We start from the raw sequence: 18,542 nt of genomic DNA on the forward strand, positions 1-18,542 counted from the left end.
TCACGTCGGCCGTACGACTTCCTTGATGCCCCGCGCCGCCAAGTACCCCGCGTCCTCCGCGCGTTCGGCCAGGACGACAGCCGGGCGGACGCCTTCCGTCCGCAGCCGCGTCCACTCCTCGAAGTACGCCCCTCCCGGCCCGGACACCGAGCGGGTGCCCGGGGTGCAGTCCAACACCAGCGCGGTCTCCCGGAGTTGGACGGTGTGCGGCTCCGCGATCGCTTCGGCGAAGGCCTCGGCGATGGGCTTGGGACGGCCCGCCGAGTCGAACAGGCCCAGCGTGTACTCGAGTTCGGGGTAGTCGGCGAGCGAGCGGTCCACGTCGTGCGAGCACCACCAGGTCACGCCCCAGAGGCCCGCGCACTCGGCCGCGTTGCGCACGGTCGCCCGCGCGAACTCCGGGGCGTCGGCCGCCGGGATGTGCGGTTCGGGCGCGCCGGTCTCCTGGACCCAGACCGGGCGGGCCGGGTCGGTGGCGTACGCCTTGGCCAACTCCGTTCCGTACTCGGCGAGATGGAGCACCTGCGGGGAGCGCGGCCCGTAACGGCGGGCACAGTCACCCGAGAACACCCACGGGTGGACGGTGGTCAGATCACCCTTGCGGGCCGAGGCCTCCGGGGTGAACGGGTGGTCGTCGCCGTACCAGGCCGCGTCGTACGCGGAGTGCGTGACCAGGCGATCGGCGGGGAGATTCTCCCGCGCGGCGGCCAGCAGGGTGTCGAGATAGTGGTCCACCTCGGCCACCGTCACCGGGTTGTGCTCCACCAAGTTGTTGAGCTCGTTGCCGAGTTGGAGCCCGATCAGGTTCTGGCGGTCGGCCAGCGCGCTGCCCAGCGTGCGCATCAGCTCCGCCTGGGCGGTGATCGTCTCCGGGTCGGTGAACACGTTGCGGTGGTGCCAGCTGCGGGTCCACTCCGGGTAGAAGTCGAAGCTCGACAGATGGCCCTGGACGCCGTCGACGAGGACGTCGAGGCCCGCCTCGCCCGCCAGGTCGACGAGGTGCACCAACTGATCCACGGCGGTCCGGCGGATCAGCGTGCGGTTGGGCTGGAGCAGCGGCCAGAGATGGAAGATCCGGACGTGGTCCAGGCCGAGCCCGGCTATCTGGGCCAGATCCTCGCGGGCGTGCGCCGGGTCGAAGTCGTGCCAGGAGTGGAACCAGCCGCGGCGCGGCGTGTAGTTGACGCCGAAGCGGAGCGTAGGAATGGGATCCTCCCCAGGTCCGGTCTTGCCCTGTCTGTGTCATCTGTGTCGTCGGCTCTTGTTCCGCGCGAATGTATCAACCACCATAGTCAGTGATGAGCAATGATTTGAACCAAGAATTCACCGGGGACCTCGTCGTCGGCCTCGACGCCGGCGGCACCCGTACCCGCGCCGTCCTCGCCGCCGCCGAGGACGGGCGCGCGTTCGGCGAGGGCGCGGCCGGCCCCGGCAACGCCCTGACCGTCCCGGTCCCGCGCCTCACCGACCACCTGGTCGAGGCGATCGGACAGGCCGTCCCCGAGGAGGCACGCGCCCGTGTTGTCGCCGTGTCCGGCGGCTTCGCCGGCGCCACGGCCGCCTCCACCGAGGACCCGGGACACGTCAACGCCCGCACCGCCCTCACCGCCGCGCTGCGACGCCTCGGCATCCCCGCCGACCGGATCCGCGTCTGCAGCGACATCGAGGCGGCCTTCGCCTCCGCCCCCGGCACCCCGGCCGACGGCCTCGCCCTGGTCGCAGGCACCGGCGCGGTCGCCCTGCGCATCACCGACCGCCGCACCACGACCAGCGTGGACGGCGACGGCTGGCTCCTCGGCGACGACGGCAGCGGCTTCTGGATCGGCCGGAGCGCGGTACGCGCGGCCCTGCGCATGGCGGACGGACGCGGCCCTACGACCGTGCTGGCCGGGTCCGTCGGCCAGGCACTCGGGGTGCCGGACGAGGTCCTGCCCGCCGACGGCGACTGGTCCCGCGCCCGCCGCGAGGCCTACCGCATGCACGTACTCCCCGCCGTGATGGCCGAACTCCCCATCCGCCTCGCCCGGTTCGCCCCACTGGTGGTCGAGGCGGCGGGGGAGAAGGACACCGTGGCGGAAGGCATCCTCGACGAGGCGGCAGACCAACTGGCCGACACGGTAGGGGCGTTGGATCCGGGCCCCGGTGAGCGAATCGTCGCCACCGGCGGTCTGCTCGGCCCCGAAGGCCCGCTGACGACCCTCCTCACCGCCCGCCTCCGCACCCTCGGCCTCGCCCTCGACTGGGTACCCGACGGCTGCCGGGGCGCGGTCGCCCTCGCCCGACTCGCCTACGACGGTGACACCCGATGACCGACCCCACCACCCCCGTCTACCGCGACCCCAACGCCCCTATAGGCACGCGGGTTTCCGACCTCCTCGCCCGGATGACCCTGTGCGAGAAGGTCGGCCAGCTCAACCAGCGGATGTACGGCTGGAATGCCTACCGCGGCACGGCCGAGGGCTACGAACTCACCGACGCCCTCCGCGCCGAGACCGACCGCTTCGCCGGACTCGGCGCGCTCTACGGCCTGTTCCGCGCCGACGCCTGGTCCGGCGTCGACCACTCCAACGGCCCCGGCTCCCAAGACAGCGCCGCCCTGGCCGAGTTGGTGCAACGCCATGTCATCGCGAGCAGCCGACTCGGCATCCCGGCGCTGTTCGTCGAGGAGGTACCGCACGGCCACATGGCCCTGGACGGCACGGTCCTCCCGGTCAACCTGGCCGTCGGCGCCACCTGGGACCCCGACCTGTATGAGCGGGCCGCCGCCCACGCCGCCGCCGAACTCCGTGCCCGTGGCGGCCACCTGGCCCTTGTCTCCGCCCTGGACATCGCCCGCGACCCCCGCTGGGGCCGCACGGAGGAGTGCTTCGGCGAGGATCCGCACCTCGCCGCCCGCCTCACCGAGGCCCTCGTGAGGGGCATGCAGGGCGACATGGCGGCGGGGTCCGCGACCGACCAAGTCCCCGTCGCACACGCGGGGTTCGCGCCGGACAAGGGACCGGTCATCGGAGCCCGCTTCGCTCCCGACAAAGCCCCCGTCGTCCTCAAGCACTTCGCCGGCCAGGGCGCCACAGTCGGCGGCCGCAACTCCGCCGAGTCCGAGCTCGGCCTCCGCGAACTCCACGAGATCCACCTCCCCGCCGCCCGCGCCGGAGTCCGCGCAGGTGCCGCCGCCCTCATGTCGGCGTACAACGAGGTCGACGGCCTGCCCTGCTCCGGCAACCGCGCCCTGCTGACCCAACTCCTGCGCGACAACTGGGGTTTCGAGGGCCTGGTCATGGCCGACGGCCTCGCCGTGGACCGCCTGGCCCGCATCACCGGCGACAAGGTCTCGGCGGGCGCACTCGCCCTCAACGCCGGTGTCGACCTGAGCCTGTGGGACGAGGGCTTCACGCATCTGGAGGAGGCGGTCGAGCGGGGGCTGGTGAGCGAGGAGACCGTCGACGCGGCCGTGGCCCGCGTGCTCCGCCTGAAGTTCCAACTCGGCCTCTTCGAACAGCCCTACGCCACAACCGAGTTGCCGCCCCCGAACCGAGGCCGGGAACTGAGCACCGCCCTCGCCCGAGCCGCCGTCACCCTCCTCCACAACGACGGCGGAGTCCTGCCCATCCCGGCAACCACCTCCCGGATCGCGGTCATCGGCCCCCAATCGGCCACCACCGCACACCAGTTGGGCGACTACACCGCACCCCAGCACCCCGGCACGGGGACCAGCGTCCTCGACGGCCTACGCCAACTCGCCCCGCCCGGCACCGACATCCGCCACGCCCCCGGCTGCTCCCTCACCGGCGGCGACCTCTCCGGCATCCCCGAGGCGGTCGCCGCAGCCGCCGCCTCCGACCTGGCGGTGCTGGTGCTGGGCGGCAGCAGCGCCCGGACCCCCGACACGGACTTCGACGCCAACGGGGCGGCACGGAACGCCGTTTCGGAGATGACCTGCGGCGAGGGGGTGGACCTCGCGGGCCTGAGCCTCGGCCGCGCCCAACTCGCCCTCCTGGACGCGGTCACCGCCACCGGCACACCCACGGCGCTCGTCCTGATCCAGGGCCGCCCGCATGTCGTCCCCGAACATGCCGGTGCCCTGCTCACCGCCTGGTACCCCGGCCCGTGGGGCGGCGAGGCCATCGCCGAGGTCCTGCTCGGCCGAGCCGAACCGACCGGCCGCCTGCCCGTCTCCATCCCTCACTCGGTGGCCCAACTCCCCATCTACTACAACCACAAGGACACCGAGTACGGCGGTTACGTGGACGCCGATGCCGAGCCGCGCTACTCCTTCGGGCACGGGCTGTCGTACACGAGCTTCGAGTACGGGCCGCCGCGCGTCGCGGGGAACGCGATCGAGGTCGACGTCACCAACACCGGGAAGCGCCACGGCCGTTCGGTCGTCCAGGTGTACATCCGGCGGCTGCTCACCCCGGTCTGGCCGCGCACGCTCGAACTGCACGCCTTCCAGGCAGTCGAGTTGGCCCCGGGAGAGGGTCGTAGGGTCGAAATCCCCTTCGGCACCGACCAGTTGGGGCAGGTCGGTGCCGTGGAGGTGCGGGTCGCGCAATCCGCGCGGGCGGCGCTCGCCGTCGAGCCCGTCGTCGTACGGCTCAGAGCTTGACGGTTCGAAGCCTGACGCTCAGAGTTTGACCGCTCCCGCCGACACGCCCTTGTAGAACCAGCGTTGGGTGATGACGAACAGCACCAGCACCGGGATCACGGAGATCACCGAACCCGCCATCACCACCCGCTGGTCGTAGCCGAACGACGAGCTCTGCAGCCGCGAAAGGCCCAGCGTCAGCGTCATGTGGTCCTCGGAGCGGAGGACGATCAGGGGCCAGAGGAAGTCGTCCCAGGCGCTGATGAAGGTGTTGATGGTGACCACCATGATCGCGCCCCACGCGGACGGGAGATAGAGGTAGCGGAAGCGCTGCCACTCGCTCGCGCCGTCCAGCATCCCGGAGTCCTCGATCTCGCGCGGTACCGCGAGGAACGCGCCGCGCATCAGCAGGACGTTGATCGCGCCGACGAAGCCGGGCAGCCACACGCCCACCACGTTGTCGACCAGACCCAGGTCGCGGATGCTCAGGAAGAGCGACACCATGATCGACTCGAAGGGGAACATCATCGAGGCGACGAGGAGGATCCAGACCGCCCTGCGGCCCTTCCATGCGGGCTTGGAGAGCATGTAGCCGGCGGTGGTGGAGAACAGCAACTGGCTTGCCACCGACAGGAGTACGACGATCAGGCTGTTCCTGATGTACGTCACCACCGGGACCTGGCTGAAGACCTCGCGGTAGGCGTGCAGGGTCGGGTGGTGGGGCAGCAGGGAGGCGTTCGCGCCGAAGACGTCCTCACCGGTGCCCTTGAGCGAGGCCAGGAGCTGCCAGATCAGGGGGCCGACCGTGAGGCCCAGGACCATGAGCAACAGCAGGTAGCGGACGAGGAGTTCGCGGGGGCGGCCGTAGTCGCGCCAACGCGGTGTCAGGCGGCGGGACTTGGGGCGCACGGCGGTCGTCGTCATGACTCGTCCTCCTTCGTGAGGCGCTGCGCCAGCAGGGTCAGGCCCAGGGTCAGGACGAACAGCGCCACGCTCACCGCCGAGCCGTAGCCCGCGTTGCCGGTGATGGGGTCCAGGCCGACGTCACGGATGTAGAAGGGCAGCGTGCGGTCGGCGCCGCCGGGGCCGCCGGTGGAGCTGCCGAGCATGTAGATCTCGGTGAACACGCGCAGCGAACCGATGCCGGTGAGGGTGCCGACCAGCATCATCGCCTGGCGTACGCCGGGCACGGTGATGTGCCAGAAGCGGCGGGCGGCACCGGCGCCGTCCATGGAGGCGGCCTCGTGCAGCTCTTTTGGAACGTTCCCGAGGGCGGCCAGGTAGAAGACCATGTACCAGCCGAGGCCCTTCCACAGGGTCAGCCCCATCGCGGAGAGCAGGATCAGCCACGAGTCGGAGAGGAAGGGGATCGCCGACCGGATCAAGTGGGCTCTCTCCAGCCAGGTGTTGACCAGTCCGTCGTCCGCCAGCAGCCACTGCCAGCTCAGTCCGACGACCACGCTGGAGGCGAGCACCGGGGTGTAGAAGGCGGAGCGGAAGAAGCCGATGCCGGGCAGGTTCTTCTCCACCAGGACGGCCAGCAGGAGGGGCAGCAGCACCATCAGGGGGACGACGATCACGGCGTACAGGACGCTGTTGCGGGTCGCCAGCCAGAAGTCCGAATCACCCATCATCCGGGTGTAGTTGGAGAGCCCGACGAAGCCCGCGGCGCCGCCGAGCGGCTTGGCGTCCGTGAACGACAGCAGCAGCGTGTTGAGGAACGGGAACACCCCGAACACCGCCGCGCAGACGATCGCCGGCGCGGTCCAGAGCCAGGGCAGCCACCAACGGCGGTACAGTGCCGCCCCGTTGGCGCCGGGGGCGGGACCGGGGAGGGCGGCCCGGGCGAGCTTACGTATGCGGGACGTGCCCGGTGCGGAGACGACGGCCTCCGTACCGGGCACGGTCACCGGCTTCGCGGTCTGCGTCGCCACCGTCAACCAGCCTGCTTCAGCAGCTCGTTGGCCTTCGCCTGGGCGTCCTTCACGGCCTGCGCAGCGCTCTTCTTGCCCTGCATGGCCAGCTGCACCTGGGAGACGATCGCGGTCTGCACGGCCGGGGAGATGACGGTCTGGTAGGCCGTGGTCGTCTTGAGCTGGTCGGCGACCAGCTTGCGAGCCTGCGAGAACGGGTCGTCGCCGCTGACCTTCTGGAAGAACGGGTCGTTCAGCGAGGTGGTCGTGGTCGGGAAGATCACCACGTCCGGGTCCTTGGCCCACGCCGTCTGGTTCTCGGCGTTGGTGAGGTACTCCGCGAACGCCAGTGCCACGGGGGCGTGTTTGCTGGTCGCGGCGACCGAGATGTACTGCGGGGCGCCGGTGGTGTGCCCGAGCGCGTCGAAGGGCTGCTGCCCGACCGCCGTCTTGGCGTAGACCGAGGGGCTGTTCTGCTTCACGAACCGCACATAGCTCGGGTTGGTCGAACCGTAGGCGACCTTGCCCTGCGTGTACGGCGTGGACGGGTCGTTGCTGGAGGACAGCGAGTCCTTCGGCATCGCGCCCTCCTTGTACAGCTTCGCCATCCAGGCGACCCACTGCGTGGTGCGCGGATCGTCGGCGAACACGGCCGATTTCCCGTCGCTGGAAAGGGTCTTGATGTTCATCTGGTCGAAGTCCGCCGGGATCCGCCAGATCGGATTGGCCATCGTCGCGTAGTACTTGCCCTTCGCCGACTTGGCGATCTTCTCGTAGTCGGCGAACAGCCCGAAGATCGTCGTCGGCGGCTTCGCGGGATCGATACCGGCCTTCTTCAACAGGTCGGTGTTGTACGTCAGGACGATGCCGCCGGTGTACCAGGGGAGCACGGTGTGCAGCGCGGAGCCCGAGGCGTCCTTGAAGGTGCTGGACTTCCAGAACGCGGGGACGAACGGCTTGCCGACCGAGGGGTCCTTGACGCCCAGGTTGAGCAGATAGCCGGCCTTCGTCAGTGACGTCGCCGTCTCCGCGTTGAGGTTGAGGACGTCCGGCAGCGTGCAGGCCTGGGCGTCGGCCACGGTGCGCTGGGTGAAGGTGCTGTCGCCCGGATCGTCGATCCACTTCACCGACGTACCGAGGTGCGCCTTCTCGAAGGACTTGATGACCCCGTTGAAGAAACTCTCGAAGTCCTTCTTCAAGTTGGTGGTCTGGAAGGTGATGCCGCCCTTCACGTCGCCGGTGAGCTTCCCGGCCCCGACGTTGCCCTTGTCCACATTGCAGCCGCCCGCGGTGGAGTCGCTGTCGCCCGAGCTGCCGGACAGCCCGCAGCCGGCGGCCGTCAGGGTCAGGACGATGATCCCCACCATCGATCCGGTCAGTCTTCCTGTGCGCATCGCTGCCCTCCTGAGCATCAGCCAACAGCTGGTTCAATTAACCAACTTCGACTCCGATTGATGAAAAGGTGGACCAGAATTCATCGGAGGTCAATGGGTTCCCGTGTTGCTTTTAGGTTCCGGGAGAGATCAGTGCCGGTGCTCGTGGTCCGGGTGCGCCGGATCGCCAGGGTGCTCATGCCCCACGGCGTACACAACGCCGGCCTTGGCCTGGTCCAACCAACCGAAGAAAGCCCGTCGTCCGGCGGCTAGCCGCAACTCCCGCGCGACACCCGCACGGGCCTGCTCGTACGGCACGAAGTCCTCCGATGACGCCCCGCCGAACGGGTCGACACCGCGCCGCAGTGCCTCGGCGGTGAGGAAGCGGTCCCGGTTCCGGTCGTAGTAGTCCCGTACGTCCGCCTCCGCGACCTCCTGCTCGCCCTCCAACTCGGCCAGCAGCAGCCGGGCGGCCGGGGAGTGCGCGAGGGCCGCCGCGACGATGCTGCCGAGATCGGCTACGTCCGTCTCGGCGACGGCGAGCACCCGATCCGGCGCCACTTCGTCGGGAGGCTCCAACCCCCGCTCGGCGCACGCCCGTTGGGCCAGCTCGTCGATGACCACCACCTGGGTCGCCCACCGCCGCCGCTGCCGCTCGGCCCGCGCGAGCGCCTCGGGCCGGGTGCCCTCCCGGTCCCGCGCCGGTACGGCGGCCAGCAGTGTGTCCACCCGCCTCTTTGGAACGGTCCTGCCGCGCACCACGGCCGCGTGCTCCGTCACGGCGTCACCTCCAGCGCGACGGCCTCCGTGTAGGCGACACACCCGTTCCAGGCGACCTTCGCGAGCAGCCAGTACGACCCCGGCGGCACCGCCGAGCCGTCCACCTCGATGAGGCACTCCAGTTCCGCGCCCCCGGCGACCGTGAACCCCTGGCAGCCGGGTGCGACTCCGGCCCAGGTGCCCCACGAGGAGACGGCCCAGAGGGTGCCGTTGATGGGTCCCAGGGTGGTGTTGCGGACGGTCACGGGCACCTGGACCCGCTCGCCGGTTCGCACGGTGATCCGATCAACTCCCAGACCGGACACGAGCGTTGGGCCATGCTGTCCGCCCGCCACGTCCAGCGCCACCACGTCCTCGTACGTCTGCCCGCCGTACGTCAGCCGGGCCGCGAGCCAGTGCCGGCCGGGCTCCGGTTCCGGCGGCGGCGTGACGGTCACCTCGGCCAGCGTGAAGCCGCCGGGGCCCAACGCGTAGGGCAGTTCGGCGGGTTGGGCGGTCCAGCCGGGCGGGGCCTCGATGCTCACCGTGCCCGACACCGGCGCATCGGTGAGTTCCGAGCCGACCCGGACGGTCGCTGTGACGGGGCCGGAGACGGTCAGGGTGCCGGGGGAGAGGTACACCGACACCGGCATGTTTCCCCGGGGCGCGGGGCCGGAGTTGTGGAGCCAGTAGCGGGTGTGGACGGGTTGGGCGGGCTCATGTGCCGCTGTTCCGGGTTGAGTTGATGGCTCGGAGGCTTCGTGGCGAGTCGCCAACACCGTCGCGACCTCGAAGCCGGTCAGATCGACGGCGAGCCCGCCGTCCCGTTCCGGCGCCAACTCCTCGCCGGGTGCCTCCAGTACGTCGGCCCGCGCACCCTCGGCCCAGTCGCGCGGCCCGCGTATCCGGGCCCGCACCGGCCGACCGTTCGCCTCGTGCATCCGTACGACGACACCGCGCCCTGGGTCGACCGGCACCGCGCTGCCCCGGGCGAGCGGGGAGCCGAGCGGCTTGAGGGCGTCGAGGACGACCTCGCCCGCCGGTTCCAGGGCGAGCAGGGCGAACTTCCTTGGCAGGGTGCCCTGTTCGGCAGGGGCAGGGGCGGAGGTCCGCAAGCGTGCCGTAAGGGGGTGGTTGAACTCATGTCCGGCCTGGGGCAAGCGCGCCTCACGCCAGTCACCGACCCCCGCGACCACCGCGTACTCGAACTCATGCGTCCAGCGCTGGAGTTGGAAGGCGGAACCGTCGGGTGCCGTGCGGCGCGGCGGGTCGACCCAGATGCCAGAGGGCCAGCCCGTGCAGGAGCGCATGAGGGACATGTAGAGATCGCCGGAGGACGTGACGACACAGCCGGGCGTGCCCCGGTTGAGGACGGCGAAGCTGCGGCCGTCCCACGCGTCGCCCGGTGGCAACGCCTCGCAGCCGCCCGCCGCCGTGGCCGTGAGGACCGCGTCGTCGAGGTCGGCGATCAGCGCGTCGACCGCCTTGGCGTCGTCCTCGGGGCGGGCGCCCGCGACCACGAGCAGCGGCAGCCGTTCGAGGTCGCGCAGATCGGCCCCGGGCACCCACTCCTCGCGCAGCCCGGCACGCGGCGCGACCCACACCGTGGCCACCCCCCGCTCGGAGAGCTGCCTACGCAACTCACGCCCCGCCGCTGGGTCCCAGCCAAGAGCCTCGGCGACCACGGAGTTGCGCTCGGGAGCGCCCACGGCGATGCGGAAGTCCGGGAGATTGGAGTCGACTTCGAGGTCGCCGTAGCGCGGGCCACCGGCGATCGTCGAGGTCGCGGTGACCCCGGCGCGGACGAGCGCGGCCGCGAGCGGGGCGCCGAGTTCACCGGCCTCGTCCCAGTCGGCGTAGACGAGTTCGGCGACCCCGATGGACCGGTGTCCGAGCAGCCGCCCCGACTCGTCCCGCACCGCGACCCGCGCGGTGGATCCCAGCCCGAACCACGTGTTCGCCGGGTTGTCGAGCGTCCACGGGAACTCCTCGCTGTCCACCTCCACGAACCCGAACCCGCGCCCGATCACCGCGTCCGCGACCTCGTGCACGGGCAGGCCGCCGGTCACGTCGGACGGCCAGCGCACCCGGATCAGCCGGTCGGCGCCGTCGTACCCGTCGATGGTCGTCGTCAGATCGAGGCGCGGGACTCCGGCCCACAGCGTCAACTGCTGGGTGTACCGGAACAGTCCGAGATCGGCGGTGACAGTGATCCGTGAACCGGCGGGCGAGTGCCGGACGTTGACGTCGGCGACGACATCCCGACTGCGCGCGGCGGTGGTCCCGGTCGGCGTGAGATGCCAGGGCCCCTCACCGAAACGCGGGTGGCGCGCGTACTCCTCCTGTACGACGAGTTCGTTTCCGATGTCACCGTCGCGCAGCAACTCCCGCCCGTCCTCGGCCAGTTCGCGCAGGCTGCTGACGCCACCGCCGCGCGCGGGGTCGACCGTGACCTCGTAGAACTCGTTGCGGATGGTGAGGCCCTCGCCGGGTGTCCACTCGGGCACCGAACCCTCGGCGAGCGGGAGGGCCTTGAGGCCCATGCCGGGGATCTCCGGTAGGACGAGGTGGAGTTGGTCGCCGTCGCGTACGGCGGGGAGGGGCAGCCCGGTGTCGTCCAGGGGGATCAGGCCCGGGTCGGTGACCGTCAGCACGTCCCGGCGCTCCCAGGTCGCCGCGTTGAACACCACCAAGTCGTCGGTGGCACCCGGCAGTTGGGCCACCTTCCCGGCCAGGGCGTCCGTCGCGTCGGCGTGCACCGTCTCGGCCAGGTCGTACAGCTCGCGCCAGCCGGTCATCAGGTCGATGTACACCTGGTCCGACTCGGAGCCGGTGATGGCGTCGTGGTGGGCGCCGTAGATGAGCTGTCGCCAGGCCTTGTCCAACGCCGCGTCGGGGTAGGGGTGTTGGGTGACGAGCGAGGCCAGGGTCGCCCAGGCCTCGGCGTCGGCGAGGAGGGTCTCGCCGTAGCGCTGGGCCTGCTTGGTGTCGATGTAGGAGACGTCTTTGCCGGTGTAGACCGGGTTCATGTCCCGGGTCTGCGGGGACGCCTTGCGGCCCTCCTCGGCCAACTCGGCCCGGACGGTGGCGAAGAAGTCTCGGGGGATCGCGCTGACGAAGCGCGGCCAGACGTAACGGGCGTTCCAGTCACGGTGGATGTCCATCACCCAGCGGCACGGGGGTGCGTAGTCACCGCCGACCGGGAGCAGCACGTTGCGGGTGAGCGCGACCTTCTTCAGCCCTCGGAAGAGCTTCAGCGCCGCCGCCTCGGCCTCGGGGAGTGTGGGGGCGTTGTCGATCGCCCAGCCGGCGCCGTAGTGGTTGACCATGTAGGCCGTGAGCAGACCGCGTCCGGAGGGGGCGATCCAGCTGAACTCGGCCGGGAACTGCATGCGTTGGGGGTCGCGCGGCTCCTCGCCGAACACGGACAGGGTCGGGCCCCACTGGTGGAACGGTCCACGCGCCCATGAGCTGGAGGTGACCCCCGCGTCCGCCATCAACCCGGGGAACTGCGGATCGTGCCCGAACGCGTCCAGCTGCCAGGCGGTTTCAGGGGTCGCGCCCAGGATGCCGCGCTGGAAGCCGTCCCCGTACAGGGCGTTGCGGACGGTCGCCTCGGCGCCGGTGAGATTGGTGTTGGGCTCGTTGTAGGTGCCGCCCATGATCTCGACGCGGCCGGTGCGGATCAACTGCCGTAGAAACGACCGTTCTTCGGGGAAGGCGTCCCAGTACGGCTTGAGGTAGTCGACCTCCGCCAGGACGAAGGTGTACGCGGGGTCGCGGCGGGCCAGGTCGCAGTGGGCGCGGACGAGGCTCATGCCGGACTGGCCGCGGGAGTCGAAGGTGCGGGCCGGGAGGCCGGTGGTGGCCGGGTCGTCGGCCACGTCCCAGGTCTCGGTGTAGGCGCCCTGGGTGTTCCACCAGACGGGGTCGTAGTGGAAGTGGCTGACCATGAACATGGTCCAGCCGGGTTCGGTGGCCGTGAACTCGGCGGTGAGCGTGGCCAGTTGGTCGCCGTCGGCCGCCGTCACCTCGATCGCGCACCGCTCGCCGGGCGCGAGGTCCGTGGCCACGGGTATCTCGACGTGCGCGGTGCCGTCCTCGCCCACGACCGTCTCCGCGGTGCCGTGCAGGCCGGGTCCCTCGACCGTGAGGCGGACCGGCCGGCCGGGGACATGGGCGAGTCCGGCGGCCACCACCTGGAGCGGATGCTCGGCGGTGCCGACGAACAGCTCGGTCGACAGGGCAGCGGTGACGCGCATGGGTCTCCTACCAGAGGCTCGGCGGAGCGCCCATCCTGACACCGCGAAGATGATTCAAACAACCATCCCCGCGTAACTTCGGTGGTTCATCCATGCAGACTCGGCCGAGATCACGGCCGGGTCTCGGCTGGGATCACCGGCCCCTGCGTGCCTTCACCATGTGCTCACCGGCGATGTGGTCGGTGAGGGCCAGCGAGGCGCTCGCGCGCTGGTAGGAGAGCTGCGCGATGCGGACGTAGAGACAGTCGATGAGGACCAGGACGGAGTGGCGGGCGCCGATGATGCCGGTGGGGAAACTCGTCGCGGAGGACGAGGAGATGAGCCGGATGTCGGCGGCGCGGGCGAGCGGGGAGCGCGGGTCGGAGGTGAGGGCGATGGTGGTGGCGCCGCGCTCCTTGGCGAGTTCGAAGGGCTCGATGGTCTCGCGGGTCGAACCGGACTGGGAGATGCCGATGGCCACGTCCGCCGGGGTGAGCAGGGCGGCGGAGGTCGTGGCCGCGTGCACCTCGGTCCAGCCGCGCACCGCGCAGCCGATGCGGAACAGCCGGGTTTCGGTCTCCTGCGCGACCGCTCCGCTGCCGCCGATGCCGTAGACGTCGATGCGCCGGGCGCGGGCGGCGGCGGTGGCCGCGCGCTCCACCGCGTCGAGGTCGATCCGGTCGATCGTCTGTTGGACCGCTCTAAGGTCCGCGCTGCCCACGACCTGCACGACCCGTTCGAGATCGTCGTCCGGGGAGATGTCCGGGCCGATCTCCGCGGTGCCCCAGTCGGAGACCTCGCCGCGACCGCGCTCCTGGGCCAGTTCGATCAGCAGGTGCTGGTACGAGTCGAGGCCGACCGCCCGGCAGAACCGGGTCACCGTCGCCTGTGACGTGCCGGTGCGGCGGCCCAGTTCGGCGGCCGAGCAGTGGGTGACGGCGGCCGGATCCTCCAGGATCAGCTCGCCGACCTTCCTCAGTGAGCCGGCCAGCCGGGGCAGCTCGGTGCGGATGAGGGTGGTGACGTCTGTCGGGGGCATGTGCAGAAGGTATCAGCCACCCCAGAGGCCATCGATTGAATACCAGGACCGCATGTGATTTATTGATTCATTGATCTAGAAAGAATAGGTGGTTTGATCCACCGGTGGGGAGAATCGCGTGTCCGCCGAGTCCGTAAGCGCCGAGACCTTCGCGCGCGAGAGCCTGGCCGTCCTCCAGCGCATCACCGAGTCCAGCCGCGACACCGTGTCCCGCGCCGCCGAACTGATCGCGGACTGCGTCCGCACGGACGGCGTCATCCAGGCCTTCGGCACCGGCCACTCCCAGGCCATGGTCCTCGAACTCGCGGGCCGCGCCGGGGGTTTGGTGCCCACCAACCGCCTCAGCATCGCCGACCTCGTCCTCTACGGCGGTGACGCCCCGAGTGTTCTCGACGATCCGCTGCTGGAGCGCCAGGCCGGGGTCGCCGACCGCCTCTACGACCTCGCCGCGCCCCGCCCCGAGGACCTGTTCGTCATCATCTCCAACTCCGGTGTGAACAAGGTGATCGTGGAGATGGCCCTGCGGGTGAAGGAGCGTGGCCACCGTCTTCTGGCCATCACCTCGCTCGCCCACACCCGTGCCGTCCCGGCCGGACACCCGAGCGGCAAGAAGCTCGTCGACCTCGCCGACGTGGTCCTCGACAACGCGGCCCCGCGCGGCGACGCCCTCCTCGAACTCCCCACGGGTGGCGCCGTTTGCGCCCTGTCCACACTCACCGGCGCGATGCTCGTACAGCTGTCGGTCGCGGAGGCGGCGGCGCAGCTGCTCGCCTCGGGGGAGCGCCCGCCGGTGTACGTCTCGGCCAATGTGCCCGGCGGCTTCGAGGGCAACCTGGAGCTGGAGAAGCGGTACGAGGGGCGAATTCGCCGTACCGCGAGCTGAGTTGACGTAGAGGACGTACAGGACGTAGAGGCGGAGTGGGACGAGCGGCCGGAGCCCCCGGAACCGGGCCGCGGCCGCTCGTCGTCGTCACGTCCCCCGTCGACACGTCTCCCCGTCAACGCGCAGGAGTCAGACGGGAATTGCTGGAATCACCGAGTGATGCTAGACGCGGTGAATGCATCATTCAATGGGGGCCAGCCGGTACTCGGCCAGTGCGGAGCACAGCGCTCAGCCCGTGCGGAGCACCGCCGGGCCCTCCTCCGCGATGCGGTCGACCACCGCTGACGGCAGGCCCTCGTCGGTCACAACGGTGTCGAGCCGGTCCAGCCTCGTCACGTTGAACCGCTCCACCGCCCCCCACTTCGTGCTGTCGGCGAGCAGTGCGACCGAGCCGGCCGCCTCCATCACCGCCTGCTTGAGCAGCACCTTGTCCATCGAGAAGCTCGTGATGCCGTGGGCCAGGTCCCAGGAGCCGGCGCTCAGGAAGGCGAGGTCCAGATTGATCGCGCCGACCGTCCTGGCCGCGAGGGGGCCACTGCTCGAACCGCTCGACACATCGACCTCGCCGCCGGTGTGGACCGTGTGCACGGACGGCAGTTCGCACAGCGCCAGTACGGCGTGAAAGTCGTTGGTGACGACGGTGAGGTCCTTGCGGCCGACCAGGAACGGTACGACCGACTGGCAGGTCGTCCCCGCGTCGAGGAACACCACCATGCCGTCCTCGACGAGCTCCGCCGCCCGCCCGGCGATCGCCTGCTTGCGGGGCATCTCCAGCGCCGCGCGTGAGGCCCGCTCGCGCGGCGGTACGTGACCGGTCCAATCCGTGAGCCGCACCCCGCCCTGCACCGAGACCACCTGACCGCTCTTCTCCAGCGCGGTGATGTCCCGGCGCACCGTCATGTGCGAGACGTTCAGCGCCGCGGTCAGGTCGTGGATGCTCAGCACCCCGCTGCCCCTCAGCAGGCGCAGCAGCTCCTGATGGCGTTGCTCGGGGATCAGGGGTGCCCTGCTCAATGCGTCTCCTCGAAGCCTGGATGCCGTGGCGGTGGATCGGGGTCAGCCTAACTTCGTGTGACAAGGGGCGTGACAACGTGTGAATTCATGTTCTAACGTGTGCTCTCATGGTAACAAAGTTTAACGCCCTGGAATCAATCACCGGCACGGGCGCACTGCTCATCGTCCGCCTGGAGAGCGCCGAGGAAGCCCTCGCCGTCTCGGAAGCAGCGATAGAGGGCGGCATCCGGGCCCTGGAGATCACCCTCTCCGTGCCCGGAGCGCTGGACGTCATCAACAAGCTCGCCGAGCGCTACGGCGACGACGGCATCCTCATCGGTGCGGGCACGGTCCTGGACGAGCACTCCGCCTACGAATGCCTCTCGGCCGGCGCCCGCCTCCTGGTCAGCCCCAACCTGAACCCGGCGATGCTGACCACCGCCAACCGCTACCAGGCCGTCACGGTCAGCGGCGCCTACACCCCGACCGAGATCGTCGACACCATGCAGGCCGGCGCCGACATAGTGAAGCTCTTCCCCGCGGAGTTCGTCGGCCCGTCCTACGTCCGCACGGTCCGCGCCCCGCTCCCGCAGGCCCCGCTCATGCCCGCGGGCGGCGTCACCGCCGACAACGTCAAGGAGTGGTTCGACGCCGGAGTCGTCGCGGTCGGCGTCGGCAGCTTCGTCACCAAGGCGGCCCGCGCGGACGGCAATTACCGCCACGTCACCGATGCCGCTACGACGATGCTGCGGGCCATCGAGGGAGCGCGGGCGTAACTCCCGCTCCCCGTAGGGCATTTCCCGCACCGCTCATCCCCGCCCCACCCCGTCCCCAACTCCCCAGCACCCGCACGGTGGTTCACCGAGGAGCTCACCATGGCTCAGCAGTCCCTCACTCCCGACTCCCTCGACCTGGGCGGCACCGCCCCGCGGACCTCGGTCCGTATCCGCTGGGTCCTGGTCGCCCTCCTGGTGATCGGCGGGGTCGTCAACTACCTCGACCGCGCCACGCTGAGCGTCGCCAACACGACCATTGCCGGTCAATTCGGTCTGAACGCAACGGAGATGGGCCTGCTGCTCGCCGCCTTCTCCTGGCCGTACGCCATCGCCAACCTCCCCGCCGGCTACCTCGTCGACCGCTTCGGCCCCAAGCGGATGTACGCCTGGGCCGCCGGACTCTGGTCCCTGATGACGATGGTCACGGCAGCCGCGCACTCCTTCGGCCTGCTCTACGCCGCCCGGGTCGCGCTCGGGGTCGCCGAGTCCCCGTTCTTCACGGCCAGCCTCAAGGTCAACGAGCGCTGGTTCAACAAGGACGAGCGGGCCCTGCCCATATCGATCGTCAACACCGGCTCCCAGATCGCCAACGCCATCGCCCCGCCGATCCTCACCGGCCTTCTCCTGACGGTCGGCTGGCGCGGCATGTTCGTCGCCGTGGGCGCGCTCGGCATCCTCGTCATGCTGGTGTGGCTGCGCGTGTACCGGGACCCCACCCTGCGCGAGCAGGCGATCATCCGGGGCGAGGAGCTGGCGGAGGCACGCGCCAACGAGCAGGCAAGGCCCGCGAGTTGGGGCGCGCTGTTCCAGCAGCGCAACACCTACTTCATGATCCTCGGCGCCTTCGGCATCTTCTACACGGTGTGGGTCTACCTGACCTGGCTGCCGAGCTACCTCCAGACCTCCCGCGGCCTCAGCCTCTCCGAGACCGGCTGGCTGTCCTCCCTGCCCTACCTCTGCGGCATCCTCGGCGTCCTCTTCGGCGGCTGGCTCTCCGGCCGGCTGATCCGCCGGGGCCACTCCGCGGTCGTCTCCCGCAAGGTCCCGATCGTCGGCGGCGCCGTACTGGCGGCAGCCGCGGTCCTCCCAGTGGCGTACGTCCACAGCACACCGGTCGCGCTCACCCTGCTCTCCCTCGGCTACTTCGCCGCCCAGGTCCCGATGGGCTGCCTGTGGACGCTGGCCTCGGACATCGCCGAGTCCCACCAGGTGGCCTCACTTGGAGCGATCCAGAACTTCGGCGGCTTCCTCGGTGCCGCGATGGCGCCCATCGTCACCGGTGCCATCCTGGACGCGACCGGCAACAACTACACGTACGTCTTCCTCGTCGGCGGAGCACTCCTGCTGCTCGGCGGGATGTCGTACCTCTTCTTCGTGAAGGACCGCCGCGCATGAGCACCGCCCCACGCGTCCACGTCGTGATCGGCCCCGCCGGGTCGGGCAAGACCGGCGTGGCCCGGCTGATCGCCGGGCTGAGCGGCGCCGCGTACGTCGACAAGGACACCGCCTGCACCCGCCTCACCGAGGCGCTCCTCGAACTCGCCGGCACGGACCCGAACGAGCGCGATCTCAACCCGTACTACCAGTCCGTGGTGATGGACCTCGAATACGCGACCATCCTCGACCTGGCCGCCGACAATCTGAGGTTGGGCCGCCCGGTCGTCCTGGACGCGCCGTTCGGCCGCTACTTCCAACAGCCGGACTATCTGGCCGAAGTGACATACCGTCACAACTGGCCGTCCGACGTCGAGTTGGTCGTCGTCCAGGTCCAGGTCGACAAGGACACCGCCCGCGAACGCGTCCGCGCCCGGGGCTGCGCCCGGGACCGGTCCAAGCTCGCCGACTGGGACACGTTCTGGAAGACGGCCGAGGCCAACGAGTGCCTGTGGGCGGACGGGCGGCGGCTGGTGTTCGACAACCGCGCCGACGGTGTCACGGCGGACGCGGTCGCCCGTGCGCTGGAGGGTCTGTCCTGACCGT

14 protein-coding genes are annotated in these 18,542 nt (G+C 70.3%); 6 read left to right on the top strand and 8 right to left on the bottom strand.

Features of this window, described 5'->3' with window-relative positions:
• Positions 1 to 1,206 (bottom strand): glycoside hydrolase 5 family protein, encoded by a 1,206-nt coding sequence (locus OO69_RS16620; protein ID WP_051801066.1) that lies wholly within the window; start codon positions 1,204 to 1,206, stop codon positions 1 to 3.
• A 92-nt stretch (positions 1,207 to 1,298) separates the two neighbouring features.
• Between OO69_RS16620 and OO69_RS16625 the strand changes: the two genes are divergently transcribed.
• Positions 1,299 to 2,309, top strand: coding sequence for an N-acetylglucosamine kinase (locus OO69_RS16625; RefSeq protein WP_051801067.1), 1,011 nt, complete (start codon positions 1,299 to 1,301; stop codon positions 2,307 to 2,309).
• A complete protein-coding gene (locus OO69_RS48845) occupies positions 2,306 to 4,606 on the top strand; it encodes a glycoside hydrolase family 3 N-terminal domain-containing protein (RefSeq protein WP_051801068.1) in 2,301 nt (766 codons plus the stop codon). Before OO69_RS16625 ends, OO69_RS48845 begins: the two co-directional genes overlap by 4 nt.
• A gap of 18 nt (positions 4,607 to 4,624) precedes the next feature.
• Here OO69_RS48845 and OO69_RS16635 read toward each other — a convergent pair whose 3' ends face one another.
• The 6 genes from OO69_RS16635 to OO69_RS16660 all read right to left on the bottom strand — a co-directional run bounded on the left by OO69_RS16635 (position 4,625) and on the right by OO69_RS16660 (position 13,910).
• The gene (locus tag OO69_RS16635) at positions 4,625 to 5,509 is read right to left on the bottom strand and encodes a carbohydrate ABC transporter permease (RefSeq protein ID WP_033281435.1); all 885 of its coding nucleotides are present in this window, start codon (positions 5,507 to 5,509) and stop codon (positions 4,625 to 4,627) included.
• The gene (locus OO69_RS16640) at positions 5,506 to 6,519 is read right to left on the bottom strand and encodes a carbohydrate ABC transporter permease (RefSeq protein WP_051801069.1); all 1,014 of its coding nucleotides are present in this window, start codon (positions 6,517 to 6,519) and stop codon (positions 5,506 to 5,508) included. The genes OO69_RS16635 and OO69_RS16640 overlap by 4 nt, the downstream gene beginning before the upstream one ends.
• Before the next feature lie 2 nt (positions 6,520 to 6,521).
• The gene (locus OO69_RS16645) at positions 6,522 to 7,892 is read right to left on the bottom strand and encodes an extracellular solute-binding protein (protein WP_033281436.1); all 1,371 of its coding nucleotides are present in this window, start codon (positions 7,890 to 7,892) and stop codon (positions 6,522 to 6,524) included.
• A 129-nt stretch (positions 7,893 to 8,021) separates the two neighbouring features.
• Complete coding sequence (locus OO69_RS16650; RefSeq protein WP_033281437.1) at positions 8,022 to 8,651, bottom strand: hypothetical protein; 630 nt, start codon at positions 8,649 to 8,651, stop codon at positions 8,022 to 8,024.
• Entirely contained in the window at positions 8,648 to 12,892 is a 4,245-nt protein-coding gene (locus tag OO69_RS16655; RefSeq protein ID WP_033281438.1) for an NEW3 domain-containing protein, read from the bottom strand. Before OO69_RS16655 ends, OO69_RS16650 begins: the two co-directional genes overlap by 4 nt.
• 133 nt (positions 12,893 to 13,025) lie before the next feature.
• The gene (locus tag OO69_RS16660) at positions 13,026 to 13,910 is read right to left on the bottom strand and encodes a MurR/RpiR family transcriptional regulator (protein ID WP_033281439.1); all 885 of its coding nucleotides are present in this window, start codon (positions 13,908 to 13,910) and stop codon (positions 13,026 to 13,028) included.
• A gap of 118 nt (positions 13,911 to 14,028) precedes the next feature.
• Here OO69_RS16660 and OO69_RS16665 point away from each other — a divergent pair, with 118 nt between their 5' ends.
• Entirely contained in the window at positions 14,029 to 14,793 is a 765-nt protein-coding gene (locus tag OO69_RS16665; protein ID WP_033281440.1) for a sugar isomerase domain-containing protein, read from the top strand.
• Between the two features lie 228 nt (positions 14,794 to 15,021).
• Here OO69_RS16665 and OO69_RS16670 read toward each other — a convergent pair whose 3' ends face one another.
• A complete protein-coding gene (locus OO69_RS16670; RefSeq protein ID WP_033281441.1) occupies positions 15,022 to 15,807 on the bottom strand; it encodes a DeoR/GlpR family DNA-binding transcription regulator in 786 nt (261 codons plus the stop codon).
• 107 nt (positions 15,808 to 15,914) lie between these two features.
• On the opposite strand from OO69_RS16670, the gene OO69_RS16675 reads away from it, so the two are divergent.
• The 3 genes from OO69_RS16675 to OO69_RS16685 all read left to right on the top strand — a co-directional run bounded on the left by OO69_RS16675 (position 15,915) and on the right by OO69_RS16685 (position 18,538).
• Positions 15,915 to 16,562, top strand: a complete 648-nt coding sequence (locus OO69_RS16675; RefSeq protein ID WP_033281442.1) for a bifunctional 4-hydroxy-2-oxoglutarate aldolase/2-dehydro-3-deoxy-phosphogluconate aldolase — start codon at positions 15,915 to 15,917, stop codon at positions 16,560 to 16,562.
• A gap of 99 nt (positions 16,563 to 16,661) precedes the next feature.
• Positions 16,662 to 17,957, top strand: coding sequence for an MFS transporter (locus OO69_RS16680; RefSeq protein ID WP_033281443.1), 1,296 nt, complete (start codon positions 16,662 to 16,664; stop codon positions 17,955 to 17,957).
• Positions 17,954 to 18,538 carry an AAA family ATPase gene (locus OO69_RS16685; RefSeq protein WP_033281444.1) on the top strand — a complete coding sequence of 195 codons (585 nt, stop codon included), beginning with the start codon at positions 17,954 to 17,956 and terminating at the stop codon, positions 18,536 to 18,538. Before OO69_RS16680 ends, OO69_RS16685 begins: the two co-directional genes overlap by 4 nt.
• Positions 18,539 to 18,542: the final 4 nt, after the last annotated feature.

It is taken from the genome of Streptomyces sp. NRRL F-525, assembly GCF_000716605.1.
Classification (GTDB): Bacteria; Actinomycetota; Actinomycetes; order Streptomycetales; family Streptomycetaceae; genus Streptomyces.